Annotated in this window: 11 protein-coding genes; 3 read left to right on the plus strand and 8 right to left on the minus strand. The window is 38.2% G+C overall.

Going from position 1 to position 14,968, the window contains the following annotated elements; genetic code table 11:
* Positions 1-33: 33 nt before the first annotated feature.
* Together BUA71_RS02415 and BUA71_RS02420 are read left to right on the plus strand one after the other, a co-directional pair.
* A complete protein-coding gene (locus tag BUA71_RS02415; protein ID WP_083572030.1) occupies positions 34-759 on the plus strand; it encodes a formylglycine-generating enzyme family protein in 726 nt (241 codons plus the stop codon).
* Positions 746-1,354, plus strand: a complete 609-nt coding sequence (locus BUA71_RS02420) for an SCO family protein (protein ID WP_072876340.1) — start codon at positions 746-748, stop codon at positions 1,352-1,354. Before BUA71_RS02415 ends, BUA71_RS02420 begins: the two co-directional genes overlap by 14 nt.
* Positions 1,355-1,428: 74 nt before the next feature.
* Here the strand turns inward: BUA71_RS02420 and BUA71_RS02425 are convergent, their stop codons facing one another.
* On the minus strand, positions 1,429-1,716 hold the full coding sequence (locus BUA71_RS02425; RefSeq protein ID WP_072876342.1) for a YtxH domain-containing protein: 288 nt from the start codon (positions 1,714-1,716) through the stop codon (positions 1,429-1,431).
* A 139-nt stretch (positions 1,717-1,855) separates the two neighbouring features.
* Positions 1,856-4,069 carry a bifunctional alpha,alpha-trehalose-phosphate synthase (UDP-forming)/trehalose-phosphatase gene (locus BUA71_RS02430; RefSeq protein WP_072876344.1) on the minus strand — a complete coding sequence of 738 codons (2,214 nt, stop codon included), beginning with the start codon at positions 4,067-4,069 and terminating at the stop codon, positions 1,856-1,858.
* A 96-nt stretch (positions 4,070-4,165) separates the two neighbouring features.
* Here BUA71_RS02430 and BUA71_RS02435 point away from each other — a divergent pair, with 96 nt between their 5' ends.
* On the plus strand, positions 4,166-5,965 hold the full coding sequence (locus BUA71_RS02435) for a glycoside hydrolase family 15 protein (RefSeq protein WP_072876346.1): 1,800 nt from the start codon (positions 4,166-4,168) through the stop codon (positions 5,963-5,965).
* An 88-nt stretch (positions 5,966-6,053) separates the two neighbouring features.
* Here BUA71_RS02435 and BUA71_RS02440 read toward each other — a convergent pair whose 3' ends face one another.
* From BUA71_RS02440 to BUA71_RS02465, 6 genes are all read right to left on the minus strand, one after another.
* Complete coding sequence (locus tag BUA71_RS02440) at positions 6,054-7,871, minus strand: acyl-CoA dehydrogenase family protein (protein ID WP_072876347.1); 1,818 nt, start codon at positions 7,869-7,871, stop codon at positions 6,054-6,056.
* Between the two features lie 60 nt (positions 7,872-7,931).
* The gene (locus BUA71_RS02445; RefSeq protein ID WP_072876349.1) at positions 7,932-8,291 is read right to left on the minus strand and encodes a four helix bundle protein; all 360 of its coding nucleotides are present in this window, start codon (positions 8,289-8,291) and stop codon (positions 7,932-7,934) included.
* A 52-nt stretch (positions 8,292-8,343) separates the two neighbouring features.
* On the minus strand, positions 8,344-9,537 hold the full coding sequence (locus tag BUA71_RS02450; RefSeq protein ID WP_072876351.1) for an acetyl-CoA C-acyltransferase: 1,194 nt from the start codon (positions 9,535-9,537) through the stop codon (positions 8,344-8,346).
* A gap of 128 nt (positions 9,538-9,665) precedes the next feature.
* Positions 9,666-12,074 carry a 3-hydroxyacyl-CoA dehydrogenase/enoyl-CoA hydratase family protein gene (locus BUA71_RS02455; RefSeq protein ID WP_072876352.1) on the minus strand — a complete coding sequence of 803 codons (2,409 nt, stop codon included), beginning with the start codon at positions 12,072-12,074 and terminating at the stop codon, positions 9,666-9,668.
* Between the two features lie 184 nt (positions 12,075-12,258).
* On the minus strand, positions 12,259-12,714 hold the full coding sequence (locus tag BUA71_RS02460) for a MarR family winged helix-turn-helix transcriptional regulator (protein ID WP_072876354.1): 456 nt from the start codon (positions 12,712-12,714) through the stop codon (positions 12,259-12,261).
* Between the two features lie 314 nt (positions 12,715-13,028).
* Positions 13,029-14,810 carry an AMP-dependent synthetase/ligase gene (locus BUA71_RS02465; protein WP_072876356.1) on the minus strand — a complete coding sequence of 594 codons (1,782 nt, stop codon included), beginning with the start codon at positions 14,808-14,810 and terminating at the stop codon, positions 13,029-13,031.
* Positions 14,811-14,968 lie beyond the last annotated feature (158 nt).

Here is a 14,968-nt window from a genome sequence, read left to right on the forward strand (position 1 = left end):
TTCTCTTTTGGGGCTTTGGCCCAGAAAAATAATATGGAAAAGATTGAAGCAGGAGTTTATATTCCATTGTATGGTACCGATTCCGCTGCAGTTTCAGTAGATGCTTTTAAAATTGACAAATTCCCGGTAACTAACCGGGAATTTTTAGCTTTTGTAAAAGAAAATCCAGAATGGCGCAAGTCTAATGTAAAAGCACTTTTTGCAGAAAAACGATACCTGTCTCATTGGAAAAATGACCTGGAATTGTCCAGTCCCGAATTAGCAAATACCCCGGTAACAAATATCTCCTGGTTTGCGGCTAGAAAATATTGCGCTTGCCAGGGTAAACGTTTACCTACTTTAGATGAGTGGGAATATGTAGCTATGGCAGACAAGTCCAGTCCCGATGCCAGGGAAAAAGATGGCTATAACGAATTTATCCTGGGATGGTATGAAAAACCAAAATCTTTTAAAGACCAGGTAGGCAGCACCTATAAAAACTACTGGGGTGTTTATGATATGCATGGTTTGGTTTGGGAATGGACTAAAGATTTTAATTCGGTAATAATTTCCGGGGAAACCAGGAGAGATGAAAATAACAGTAGTAATCTTTTCTGCGGAAGTGCAGCCATAGGCTCATCAGACCTTATGAATTATGCCGCATTTATGCGATATGCTTTTCGCAGTAGTGTTAAAGCCAATTATACAATTAAAAATCTTGGTTTTAGATGCGCGCAGGATATTAAACCTCAAAAGATAAATGCAAATGAAACTTTATAAAATCGTAATAGTATTGGTGTTTTTTATGGGACTTTCCTGTAAAAATGATACTGAAGAAAAATCTGTTAAGCAGGAGCAGGCAACTCTTGAAAACCAAGAGCTTCCCGAAATGAGTATCTATAACCTACCTTCAACCTGGACCACGCAAGATGGTAAGGATATTGAGTTAAAAGAATTGCGCGGAAAGGTTTTGGTGATGGTTATGATCTATACTTCCTGTAAAGCTTCCTGCCCCCGCTTGGTAGCCGATATGAGGGAAATTCAGAAGAAAGTTCCTGCAGAAAAAAATGAGGATGTAAAATATGTTTTTGTAAGTATTGATCCTGAAGTGGACTCACCGGAGCGTCTAAAGGCTTTTGCGAAAGAAAATCAAATGGATTCGAACCAATGGTTATTCTTGCGAGGAAGTAAAGAAAACACCCAAGAATTTGCTGCTGTATTGGCTTTTAATTATAAGCGTATTTCTCCTATGGATTTTTCACACTCCAATATTATAAGTGTGTTTGATAAAGAAGGGGTATTGGCACATCAAAAAGAAGGCCTTGGGGAAGACGATTCCCAAGTGATAAAAACCATAAACGAACTAGCGGATTAATTGAGGAAAAGTTTAAAACAAAAAATCCCGATACTCAAAGAGCATCGGGATTTTTTCATGAATTACTAGAAAACTTATTTTGACTGCATTTCATGAATTTCGGCTTTAGCTTCGTTTACCTTTTCCTTAGATTTAGAATTGGTTAGATTAGCTTTAGTTTTATTTTTAAGCGCATCGACCTTGTGGCTTAAAGAATCTGTAAACTCATTGTATTTACTTTTAGTATCGTTTAAAGCGCTTTGTCCAGAATCTGTAATTGCTTTTCTCGTATCGGCACCTTTTTTAGGCGCAAATAAAAGACCCAGTGTAGCTCCGGCTGCTGCTCCAGACAATAATCCTAATAATATTTTTCCTGATTTCATTGGTTTTAGTTTTTAGGTTTGTTTTGTTGTTTTTACCAGGTGTAAAGCTAAACTAATGGCAGCTATCGACCATAAAATTCAAGTTAAGTTCAACATAAACTTTGTTTCTAAATGTCAATAAATTTAACACTTTTTGAATTTATAAGTTTTCACTAAATGAAGTTAATATATTTCTCACTTTATCGGTGTTTTTTACGTAGTAACGCGCGTTGGTTTTCTTTATTCCTACCTTAATAGTAATGGCTTCTTCTGGGAGTTCCTTAAACATAAATTCGTCGGTCCAGTCGTCACCAATTGCGAAGATAAAGTCATAATCTTTACCCACCAGTTTTTTATTGGCAGCATTACCTTTATTCACTTCACTATTCTTAATCTCCAATACTTTATTTCCTTCCAGTACACTCAGTCCATGATTGGAAACCATTTCTTTAAGTACGTTAGAAAGCTCGTTTGCCCTTATTTCACCTAACTGTGGGTCTGCTTTTCTATAATGCCAGGCTAAAGAATAGTTTTTATCTTCTAAAAATGTTCCCGGGGTACGATCTACAAAAGTTTCAATTACCGGTCTTATTGTACTCATCCATTCGTTATTTACATTTTCAGATAACTCCCAGTCGCTATTTTTTTGCCGCATCCAAACGCCGTGTTCAGAAATTAATTCTACGGGGATATCCTGCCACCAGGTTCCCAGGGTATCTTTATCGCGACCACTAATTAGCACCACATCGGTATTTTTGGATTGGTTTAAACGATGTACCAGTTCAAGAAGTGTTTTATCTGGTTTCGCGTTTTCAGGCTTGTCGGTAAAGTTAACCAGGGTACCATCATAGTCCAGAAACAGAATTCTGCTCTTTGCACTTTTAAACTTCTCCACGATTTCATTTGAAACTTTGCTGGAAACTTTAGTAGATTTAAAAGAATCCCTATGGGTTCGTGTGTTTTGTAAAGTCTCCATAAAATCATTAGCCCATTTTTCTACACTATATCGCTTTAAGCGTTTTTGCAAAACCTTGTTGCGTTGTTGTTGTTCTTCTACGGGCATTTTAATAGCCTGGATTAAAGCACTGGAAATCTGCTCGAAATTATTAGGGTTAATAATTAAAGCTTCATTCATTTCATGAGCAGCCCCGGCCATTTCACTTAAAATAAGTACCCCGGTTTGCTTGGCCCTTGTCGCGATAAATTCTTTGGCAACCAGGTTCATTCCATCCCTAATTGGTGTGAGTAAAGCAATATCGCAACTGGCATAGAGATCTATAAGGTTTTTAAATGGCATAGAGCGATAAAAATACCATATAGGGGTCCAACTTACTGTAGAGAATTTACCGTTAATCCTTCCTACCAATTCATCTATCTCTCTTTTTAAGCGTTGATATTGCGGCACATTAGATCTTGAGGGTACCGAAAGCATAACCAGTCTTACTTTTTCAATATATTCGGGGTGATGGTCAAGAAAATATTCAAAAGCTCTTATTCTATTGGCAATTCCTTTAGTATAATCCAGTCTATCTATACTGAGTATCAATTTAGCATCTGGTGTTTCTTTGAGGTGGTCATCGAGCCTTCTTTGTAGTTCTGTACTTTGTTCCTCTGTATTCTTAGCGTGCTCTTTCGCAGCATTTTCAAATTTTGTATAATCAATACCCATGGGGAAGGAATCTACTTTTACGATCCTGTCCTGTAAAGTAATCTCATTAAAGTTTACCTGATGTCTTAAAATTCGGCTTACCGAGCTAAGAAAGTGTCTTTCGTAATCGTAGGTGTGAAAGCCAATAAGATCTGCACCCAACACACCTTCCAGTACTTCATTTCGCCAGGGAAGGGTTCTAAATACTTCATAAGAAGGGAATGGAATGTGGTTAAAAAAACCTATAACAGCTTCGGGTGCTACTTCTCTAATCATATTGGGCACTAAGAGCAATTGGTAGTCATGTACCCAAATCTGGTCACCTTCTTCATAATGCTTCAGGATTTCATTGGCATATTTTCTATTTACAGCTTTGTAGGTTTCCCAATCTGCTGTGTTTCCTTCGGTATATTCCATAAAATAATGGAACAATGGCCAGATTGTCCTATTACTAAAGCCGTAGTAAAACCCGTCTATTTCTTCGGTAGTAAGGTTTACCGCAACGCAATCTTCTTTTCGTGCCTTTGCTTTTACGTCTTCCAGTAAATTCTCGGGAATTTCCTCGAGCGTGAGTCCGCTCCAACCAATCCAAATACTATCACCATCTTTATGGAATGATTTTAATCCCGTTGCCAGACCCCCTACGCTTGGGGTAACTTCCAGATTATTATCTTCAATATTAATTTGTAAGGGTAATCTGTTGGATATTATAATTGTTTTACTCATAATTAAATGTGAATGGTGTTGCTACAAATATGAATTTTATTAAATTTCCGAAATTCATATTAGAAAACCATCCTTTTAAAAGAACTTTAAGAATATATGGATAATTTAGACTACGGAATTATTGGAAACTGCAAGAGTGCAGCACTTATCTCTAAAACTGGCTCCTTAGATTGGTGCTGTCTTCCAAATTTTAACTCGGCGGCGATTTTTGCCAAGTTGTTGGATGAAAAAAAAGGTGGGAGCTTCGAATTTCTTGTAGATGATAAATATAAGATCACGCAAGAATATCTTTGGGAAACCAATATTCTCAATACGCTTTTTGACGATGGGGAAAACACTTTCCAGGTTATAGATTTTATGCCCCGATATATGCGGGAAGATGGTTCATTTTATGCTCCGCCAGATATCATACGCTTTATTCGACATATAAAAGGAAAACCTAAATTTAGGGTAAAGTATGATCCTAAGTTAGATTTTGCTATGGAGAAAACTTATAATTCTAACCAGCAAAATTATATAAAAAGCCATACCAAAGAAGGGAAATATGATTCACTTTTTCTTTATTCAAATTATAATTTAGACGATATTTTAGAACAAAACGAAATAGAATTTACCAGCAATGCTTATTTTGTTTTGGGATATAATGAGAAATTGATCCCTCAATCTTTAGATAGGGCCTATCTCAAATTTCAACGTACCAAGACATATTGGATGAATTGGAGTGCTAAAACAACGCATTATAAAAATTATAATGATATTATTATGCGAAGCGCTTTAGTTTTAAAAAGTCTTAGTTATGAGAAATCTGGCGCTGTTTTAGCGGCTGTCACTACTTCTTTACCCGAAACTATTGGAGAAGAACGCAATTGGGATTATCGTTTTTGCTGGATTAGGGATGCCTCCATGGTAATTAAGGTGATGGCGGGCCTTGGACATAAAAATTCGGCTAAAGATTTTCTTCAGTTTATTATTGATATTATTCCCAACAAGGATGAGAAAATTCAAATTATGTATGGGATAAATGGGGAAAAGGAGCTCACCGAGCATATTTTAAGTCATTTAAGCGGTTATGAAAATTCTCATCCTGTTAGAATAGGTAATGCGGCATATATTCAGAAGCAAAATGATATCTATGGAATTTTAATGGAAGTAATCTATCAACAGTTTAATCAATTTGAAACCTCTTTAGAGAACGCTGAAGAACTGTGGACGGTGGTAAGGGGCATTGTGAGAATTGTAGAAGAAAACTGGCAGAAACCAGATAAAGGGATTTGGGAATTACGAACAGAAGATCGCCATTTTGTGTTTTCAAAGCTCCTATGCTGGGTGGCTATAGATCGTGCTATTAAGATAGGAGAAGTGCTTAGAATGGGAATGAACGATTCTCATTGGAGAAGCCTTCGCGCCGAAATCTACACCGATATTTATAATAATGGATGGAATGAAGAGGTACAGGCCTATACCCAATCTTACGGCTCTAAAGATATGGATGCCTCTACTTTATTAATGGAGCAATATGGATTTATAGATGCGGCAGACCCAAGATTTGTGAGTACCGTTCAAGCTACAGAAAAAGAACTTTGTAAAGACGGTTTGATGTATCGCTATAAGAATAAAGACGATTTTGGTGAACCATCTTCTTCTTTTACCATTTGTACCTTTTGGTTAATAGATAGTTTGTATAAAATTGGTGAGAAGAAAAAGGCGAAAAAGATGTTTGATAAATTAATTTCTTATAGCAATCACTTAGGCTTGTTTAGTGAAGACCTGGATTTTAAAACCAAACGTTTATTGGGGAATTTCCCACAGGCGTATTCACATTTAGCGCTCATAGAAACTGCGGCGAATTTTAGTGAAGATGATGAAGATGAGAATGCCTGGCTTCATGAGCTTTAAAAGCAGGTTTTAAATAATATATCTTACAAAATAAAAGAGGCCGATTTTTAAATTGGCCTCTTTTATTAAAACACTAGTTTCTAAAGGTTTAGAAGCAATATTTATTTTCTTCAGTTAGTTTCTCTGCAATACTATTTCTTAAGGCTACGACATTGGGCATACGGTCATATTTAGTAAAGCGTTTTAGCCCCATAAGCATCATACGCTGCTCATCACCTTCAGCAAAGGAAGCGATGCCCTCTTTTGCTTTTTGGTTTACGGTATCAACCGCATGATATAAATATAGTTGAGCCATCTCGATTTGATGTTTCTGAGCATCTTCACCAAAACGTTTTGCATTCTTTTCTGCCCTTAGTACAGCAGATTCGGCCATATAGGTTTCAATTAAAATATCGGCGGCGGCCAATAATAATTGTTGGTGTTCTTCCAGGTCTTCCCCAAACTTTTTAACGGCGCTACCGGCTACCATTAAAAACACTTTTTTAAGTTTTTTGATCATTTCTTTTTCTTCGGAAAGAAGCTCGGAATAATCTGGTTTGTCCATAGAAGGAATTCCTGTGAGTTCCTCACCAACAGCCTGGGCCGGCCCCAGGAGATCTACGTGGCCTTTCATCGCTTTTTTAATAAGCATTCCCACGGCGAGCATTCGGTTAATCTCATTAGTACCTTCATAAATTCTTGCAATTCTCGCATCCCGCCAGGCAGATTCCATAGGCGTATCGGCCGAGAAGCCCATCCCGCCAAGCACCTGGATGCCTTCGTCGCTACAATTCTGAATATCTTCAGAACAGGCTACTTTTAAGATAGAACATTCTATAGCATATTCTTCGAAGGTTTTTAATTCGGCATCGACGTGCGAAGCACCACCTTCAACCCTTAGTTCAATGCGATCTTCAATATTCTTTGCTGCTCTATAGCTGGCTGTTTCACCTACCCAGGCCGAAGTAGCCATTTCTGCCAACTTGTATTTAATCGCGCCAAATTTGGCAATTGGGGTTTTAAATTGTATCCTGTCATTGGCATATTTCACGGCAACATCGGTTACCCGTCTTTGCGCTTCCAGGGAAGCTGCAGCTAATTTAATTCTACCAACATTTAAAGAGTTCATCGCTATTTTAAAGCCATTTCCCCGTTCAGAAAGCATATTTTCTACAGGAACAATAGTGTCATTAAAAAACACCTGGCGGGTAGAGGAGGAGTGGATTCCCAGTTTTTTCTCTTCTTCGCCAAATGTTACTCCATTAGGATTTTCTTTGTCGTATTCTACAATAAATCCAGTGATATACTTATCGTCTTCAATTCTGGCAAAAACGATAAACACATCGGCAAATCCCGCATTGGAGATCCACATTTTCTGTCCGTTTATCTTGTAGTGTTTCCCATCTTCGGTAAGTTCAGCTTTGGTTTTTCCCGAATTGGCATCACTCCCGGCACCGGGTTCAGTTAAGCAGTAAGCGCCAAACCATTCTCCCGTTGCCAATTTAGGAATATATTTTTCGCGTTGTTCTTTATTCCCGTAAAGTAAAATTGGTAAAGTTCCAATCCCTGTGTGCGCTCCAAAAGCGGTCGCGATAGAGCCTGTAGCTCCCGAGATATAATCACAAACCAGCATCGTAGAAACAAAGCCCATTCCCAGGCCTTCATATTCTTCGGGAACTGCTACTCCTAAAAAGCCCAGTTCTCCCGCTTTTTGCATTACCTCTTCGGTAAGCTTGTAATTTTTCTTTTCGAACTCTTCTTTTTTAGGCCATACTTCGCGATCCACAAATTCTTTCACCGAATCCCGCATCATTTTTTGCTCTTCGGTAAAATCTTCTGGTGTAAATACGGCTTCAGCTTTGGTTTCCTTAACCAGGAATTGACCACCTCTTAAAAGTTCGGTTGACTTGTTTAATTTGTTGTTCATTATTAATTTATTTTTGATTCTGTTTTTAGATAAAAGAAAAGAGAGTAGAGAAAAAAGATGCTACAAACCGTTTTGAAATCCCATTGTCATCCTTTGAAATTCTCCAATCTTAATTTCTAGTTTATCTAATTTTTCCTGATTAATATATTTTCGATGTTTAGCTACTAATAATTGAGTGCCAAGTTCAAATGAAGAACCTAAAGAAACGTCTAAAAAATGACTAAATGATTTATTTGTTCTCGCGGAGCCTTCGGCAATATTGCTGGGCATTGAAACTGAACATCTACTTATTTGAGAACTTAAATCATATTTTTCGTGAGCAGGAAAATCGATAAGGACATCGGACACATCATTGGTAATCTCTAAACCCAGCTTCCAGATTTTAAGATTCTTGTAATTATGTCTTTTCCTTTGCCCCATTCCATTATTTCTTCAGTGTCATCTATTTTCTATTCTCCATGATCTTTTCTCTCTAGGAGAGAAACTCATAAACTCCCGCAGCTCCCTGTCCGGTTCCCACGCACATGGTTACCATGGCATACTTGTCTTTTAGGTTTCGCTTGCGCATCTCATCGAAAATTTGCACCGAAAGTTTTGCACCGGTACAACCCAGGGGATGTCCCATAGAGATCGCTCCTCCATTGGGGTTCACGATGTCTTTATTTAAGCCAAGCTCTCTAATCACCGCCAGGGATTGAGAAGCAAATGCTTCGTTTAATTCTATAAGCTCCATGTCTTCCTGCTTAAGTCCCGCTTGTTTTAGAGCTTTAGGGATAGCGTGTACAGGTCCTATTCCCATAATTTTAGGATCTACCCCAACCGGAGTATAACTTACCAAACGGGCAATAGGTTCTAATTTGAGCTCTTTTACCATTTCCTCGCTCATTACCATTACGAAAGCTGCGCCATCGCTGGTTTGCGAAGAATTTCCGGCAGTAACACTTCCGCCTTCTGCAAAAACAGGTCTTAACTTAGATAAAGCTTCTTTGGAAGTATCGGCGCGCGGACCTTCATCTTTGGTCACGGTATAATGCTTAGTTTGTCTTTTACCGTTTTCGTCTATAAAAGTATTTTCTACATCAATAGGAACAATTTGATCCTGAAAGCGGTTTTCTTCCTGTGCTTTCAATGCTTTTTGGTGGGAGTTAAAAGCGAATTCATCCTGGTCTTCCCGCGAAACATTATATTTATTCGCAACAGCTTCGGCAGTAAGGCCCATGCCCCAGTAATAATCTTCATTACCTGCTTTAGCAGCCTTGTAGTTAGGTACAGGCTTGTAGCCTCCCATTGGGATATAACTCATGCTTTCTGCTCCTCCGGCGATAATACAATCGGCCATGCCGCTTTGAATTTTAGCTGAGGCAATAGCAATGGTTTCCAATCCTGAAGCGCAGTATCTATTTACCGTCATCCCCGGAACTTTATCGGTGTCTAAACTCATTAAAGAGATTAAACGGCCAACGTTTAAGCCTTGCTCAGCTTCTGGCATGGCATTTCCCACAATTACATCATCGATCCTGGTTTTGTCAAAATCGGGTAATTCTTTCATCATATAGTCAATGGTCTCTACAGCCAGGTCATCTGGTCGCTTAAACCTGAACACCCCGCGAGAAGCTTTTCCCACGGCCGTTCTGTATGCTTTTACTATGTATGCTGTCTTGTTCATATTTGCCCCCTATCCCCCAAAGGGGGAATTCCTATAAGGGGTGGATAGGTTTTTTAATTCAACAATAAATTTTAAGAACCACTTCTCCGCTTACTCCTCCCCCTGGGGGAGGCTGGGAGGGGCTTTTTTTAATTTCTCAGCGGTTTCCCTTTCTTCAACATATGCTCAAGTCTTTCCAGGGTTTTGCGTTCTCCGGTGAGCGATAAAAAGGCTTCTCGTTCTAAATCCAGAAGGTATTGTTCACTTACCATTTGGGCTTCAGAGAGATCCCCTCCCGCCATTACATAGGCCAATTTGTTGGCTATTTTCTTATCGTGGTCGCTAATGTAATTCCCGGCGTTCATTTGATCTGTACCCACTAAAAACGCACCGAGGGCTTGTTTGCCCAATACTTTTATATCCTGGCGTTTTATAGGTTTGGTGTAACCATTTTCTGCCATTAACAAAGCGTGTTTTTTGGCGATTGTCAATTGGCGCTCTTCATTTACCACTACGATATCTTTTCCTTTCTGAAGTATATTTAAATCGTAAGCTTCGTGAGCCGAGGTAGATACCTTAGCCATTCCTATGGTTAGGAAATGCTCCCGTAATCGGTTTAATTCCACATCATCTTTTTGGAAAGTATCGGCGGCACGTAGGGTCATTTCTTTAGAACCTCCGCCACCGGGGATTACGCCAACACCAAATTCTACCAGGCCTATATAAGTTTCGGCTGCGGCTACAACTTTATCGGCGTGCAATGAAAGTTCGCATCCGCCGCCAAGTGTCATTGCGTGAGGTGCAGAAACGGTTGGAATAGCCGAGTAGCGCATTCGCATCATCGTATCCTGAAAATACTTGATTGCCATATTTAGCTCATCATATTCCTGTTCTACTGCCATCATAAAGATCATTCCAATATTGGCACCTACAGAAAAATTCTTTCCGTTATTGGCGACCACCAGTCCCTGGTAATCTTTTTCGGCCATATCTATGGCTTTATTGATGCCGTCTAAAACATCACCGCCAATAGTGTTCATTTTACTGCGGAATTCAACATTTAAAATTCCATCTCCAAGATCTTCTACGACCACACCGCTATTGCTAAACACTTCTTTAGACTCCCGAATGTTATCGAGAATTATAAAAGCATCCTGCCCGGGTATTTTTACGTGTTCTTTCTTTTGGAGGTCATAATAGTATGTGTTACCATCTTTTACAGTGTAGAATGAATCTGTGCCACTTTCTAACATTTCATTTACCCAGGCTGCAGGTTCTTTCCCTTCAGCCTTCATCATTTCTATACCTTTCTTAACGCCCAGGGCATCCCACATTTGGAAGGGGCCATGTTCCCAGCCGAATCCGGCTTTCATACCGTCATCGAGTTTATAAAGTTCATCAGAAATTTCAGGGATCCTGTGTGAAATATAAGCGAAGAGGGCCGAGAAGTTCTTGCGGTAAAATTTACCGGCTTTTCCTTCGTCATCTACTAACACTTCATAACGATCTTCCAGCTTATCGATGGTCTTGGTTTTTTCCAGAACATCAAATTTCGCACTTTTACGATCGCGATATTCCATTTTATCCAGGTCTAAGGTCTTAATTACGCTGGAGCCGTCTTCTTTTTTCACCTTTTTGTAAAATCCGGTGTTATTGGTTTTACTCCCCAACCACTCATTGTCCATCATAGTTTGAATAAAGTCTGGCAAAGCGAAGAGATCGTGGGCCTCATCGTTAGGAACCCCTTTGTGTAAACCATTCGCAACGTGCACCAGGGTATCTAAACCAACCACATCTACAGTTCTAAAAGTGGCCGATTTTTGCCGTCCTATAACCGGGCCGGTAAGTTTATCTACCTCTTCAATAGTCATATCCATCTCCTTAACCATATGGAATAAACTCATAATGCTAAAAATCCCAATACGGTTTCCTATAAATGCCGGGGTATCTTTTGCAACTACAGATTTCTTACCGAGGTATTTTTCGCCATATTCTTTCAAGAAATTCAGTACTTCCTTAGCCGTATTTGGTCCAGGAATGATCTCAAATAATTTTAAATATCGCGGTGGATTGAAAAAGTGGGTGCCGCAAAAATGCTGCTGAAAGTCTTCACTTCGGCCTTCGTTCATTTGCTGAATAGGAATACCGGAAGTATTTGAAGTAATAAGCGTTCCTTTTTTACGGAATTTCTCCAGCTTTTCAAATACTTGTTGTTTTATGTCCAGGCGCTCTACAACCACTTCTATGATCCAGTCTGCTTCAGATACTTTTTCAATATCATCTTCCATATTGCCGGTCTCAATACGTTTAGAAAAATCTTTATGGTAAATAGGGGAGGGCTTGGATTTTAATGCCGATTGTAATGAACTATTTACCAATCGATCCCTGACTTCCTTATCTTCTAAGGTGAGTCCCTTTTTCTTTTCTTTTTCATTTAGTTCCCGCGGCACAATATCCAGCAGAAGAACTTCTACTCCAATATTGGCAAAGTGACAGGCAATTCCGCTCCCCATAATTCCGGAGCCAATAACTGCCACTTTATTAATTCTTCTTTTCATTTGTTTATAATTTTAATTCCATTGTGGGAATTCTTCATAGGCTTATGATTCTTCCCAGGTGTTACTAATTTTTGTGTCCAGCATCATGCTGGTTTCATAATTATTTTTGGTTTTACGATAAGGTTTTCGTTTTCTGAAAGACCTCACAGGTTTTTGAAACCTGTGAGGTTTGAAGATCTTAATATTATTTTTCTATTTTGATTTCTTCTTTATAAATCTTCTTTTCTGAAATTAGGTCCATTATGGTATTTGCAACTTTAATAAAGCTCTGTAAATCTTCTTTTGGTACTGCTTCGGTCACGGCTTCATCAAACCTAAGCACCACTTTTTTAGAATATTCCCGCATTTCACGACCAAACTCTGTTAAATAAATAAGGACACTACGGCCATCTTTAGGATTTTTCTTCCGAAGAATTAATCCTTTTTCTTCCATAGTTCTTAAAATTCTCGAAAGACTGGTTGCTTCCATTCCCATTTTAGGACCCAACGAGGTAGAAGGAGTACCATTTTCGGGATCTATGCTTAATAAGGCAAAACCGGTAGCCATTGTGCTTCCCGCTTTTCCTGCTTCTTCATTATACATTTTGGAAACTGCTATCCACGTTGCCCGTAATACATAATCTATAGTCTTTTCCTTCATTTTTAATTGTTGATATCCAAAGTTAATAAAAATATATTATGCGTGCATAATAAAATAAAAGAAATGATGTTTTTTAATAAATCAATCTGCATTATTCTTAGTTCTCTATGAGTTTCTTTGATTATACAGGTTTCCCCAGACTTAATTGCATCCATTTTGACTATTAGTTCTAAAAAAATCTGGACGATTAAACTTAATTGCAGTACAATTTAAAATGAATCTATGGAGTAGTCAGTTTTAAATTTTTAAGTTGAAAAATGGTACAAAAAAACCCTTCGTTAAAAGGGTTTATAAAGCTTTATTAGAATAATAGCTTATTTGCGTTGATATATTTTGTTGTAGAGTTTCATATATTTCTCTTTTATATTTCGTCTTTTTAATTTCATGGTAGGAGTAAGAAGACCTTCTTCGATTCCCCATACCTCGGGGGTGAGTTCAAAAACTTTTACCCGCTCCCATTTACCGAATTTCTTATTGTAAAAATCTACTTCCTCACCAATACGTTCTTTTACCATATCATTGTTTGCCACTGCCTTATCGGAATCATCATCCAGCTGGATACTTTTACGTTTTGCCCATTCTCTTAAAAATTCAAAGTTAGGTTGTATTAATGCCGCAGGCATTTTTTCACCGTCACCAATAACCATGATCTGTTCTATAAAACGAGATTGTTTCATGGTGTTTTCAATAATTTGAGGAGCTACATATTTTCCACCAGAAGTCTTGAACATTTCTTTTTTACGATCGGTAATCTTTAAGAAGCCATCTTTATCTAATTCACCAATATCCCCGGTATGAAAAAAACCATCTTCTGTATATACTTCTCGAGTTTTTTCCGGCTCCTTGTAATAGCCTACCATAACATTGGGGCCTTTTACTAGAATTTCTCCATCATGGTCTATTTTAACTTCTACATTATCAATTGGTTTACCCACTGTACCAATTCTAAAATTATGGTTACGCTGGTCGTTTACGGCAATTACGGGAGAGGTTTCAGTTAAACCATAACCTTCCATTACCGGGATATCTGCAGCAGCATAAACCCTGGCCAACCTTGGTTGCAATGCTGCTGAACCAGAAACTATTAACTCTATATTTCCACCCAAACCTTCTTTCCATTTCGAAAAAACAAGTTTACGAGCTAGTTTTAGTTTTGTTTCATACCACCAACCTTTGGCACCGTAAGGTTCATATTGTAGACCCAAATCATCTGCCCAGAAAAAAAGTTTTTCTTTAATTCCTCCAAGCGTAGCACCTTTTGCTATAATCTTGTCGTATACTTTTTCCAGGAGCCTGGGCACTGCGGTAATTACGTGAGGCTTAACCTCTTTAAGGTTGTCGCTAATTTTATCTATAGATTCAGCAAAATGTATGGAAACCGAGTAATATTGATATAAATAAAGGATCATGCGTTCAAAAACATGACACACCGGAAGAAAGCTTAGTGCCACGAAAGCTCCACGTTCAAATGGTACCCGGCCGGCACTATCTAACACATTACTTACAATATTTTTATGGGAAAGCATCACTCCCTTAGGTTTCCCTGTAGTTCCTGAAGTATAAATTAAGGTTGCAACATCATCTGCTTTTACCCCATTTTTTAATTCTTCTACTTCCTGCTGATTTTCCTTGTCTTCGCCTAATTCGAGAACCTCTTTCCAGTTTTTAACTTCAGGAATCTCATCAAAACTGTAAACTTCTTTTAAATTAGTTTCGCTTTTTATCGCGTTCAATTTTTCCAATACCTCGCGGTCTGAAATAAAACAATGAGTAGCTTCACTGTGACTTAACACATATTGATAATCATCTTCAGAAATTGTGGGATAAATAGGAACCGTTTGAGCGCCAATTTGTAAAACGCCAATATCCATGATATTCCATTCGGTGCGATTGCTCGTAGAAATGATTGCTATTTTATCATTTGGTTTTATTCCTAAACGCAACAGCCCACGGCTTATCGTATTGGCCATATCAATATATTCCTGAGTAGAAACTGCTTCCCAACTACCATTGTATTTAGTAACCAGGGCTTTCTCCAGCGCGTGGTTTTCTAATTGAAAATAGGGAAAATCGAAAAGTCTTGTTGGTTTACTCATTAGTGCTAATATTAGAATGTACTCTGCAAAATAGTAATTTTACAAGCTATTTCAAATTGAAATTTTAAAATTAGGTGTCTTCTTTTAAAGAATTTTTAAAAATTTAGAGAATTGAATAGGTTTTATATTTGTGGGAATATCTGGAGTTTTAGGTTTAT

The sequence above is a fragment of the Salegentibacter echinorum genome (assembly GCF_900129445.1).
Classification (GTDB): Bacteria; Bacteroidota; Bacteroidia; order Flavobacteriales; family Flavobacteriaceae; genus Salegentibacter; species Salegentibacter echinorum.

Bases quoted from the DNA above. Each gene is read 5' to 3' on its own strand.
- BUA71_RS02435 (WP_072876346.1), top strand. From the start codon at position 4,166: ATGGATAATTTAGACTACGGAATTATTGGAAACTGCAAGAGTGCAGCA.
- BUA71_RS02455 (WP_072876352.1), bottom strand. From the start codon at position 12,074: ATGAAAAGAAGAATTAATAAAGTGGCAGTTATTGGCTCCGGAATTATG.
- BUA71_RS02420 (WP_072876340.1), top strand. From the start codon at position 746: ATGAAACTTTATAAAATCGTAATAGTATTGGTGTTTTTTATGGGACTT.
- BUA71_RS02445 (WP_072876349.1), bottom strand. From the start codon at position 8,291: ATGGGGCAAAGGAAAAGACATAATTACAAGAATCTTAAAATCTGGAAG.
- BUA71_RS02465 (WP_072876356.1), bottom strand. From the start codon at position 14,810: ATGAGTAAACCAACAAGACTTTTCGATTTTCCCTATTTTCAATTAGAA.
- BUA71_RS02425 (WP_072876342.1), bottom strand. From the start codon at position 1,716: ATGAAATCAGGAAAAATATTATTAGGATTATTGTCTGGAGCAGCAGCC.
- BUA71_RS02450 (WP_072876351.1), bottom strand. From the start codon at position 9,537: ATGAACAAGACAGCATACATAGTAAAAGCATACAGAACGGCCGTGGGA.
- BUA71_RS02415 (WP_083572030.1), top strand. From the start codon at position 34: ATGGAAAAGATTGAAGCAGGAGTTTATATTCCATTGTATGGTACCGAT.
- BUA71_RS02440 (WP_072876347.1), bottom strand. From the start codon at position 7,871: ATGAACAACAAATTAAACAAGTCAACCGAACTTTTAAGAGGTGGTCAA.
- BUA71_RS02460 (WP_072876354.1), bottom strand. From the start codon at position 12,714: ATGAAGGAAAAGACTATAGATTATGTATTACGGGCAACGTGGATAGCA.
- BUA71_RS02430 (WP_072876344.1), bottom strand. From the start codon at position 4,069: ATGAGTAAAACAATTATAATATCCAACAGATTACCCTTACAAATTAAT.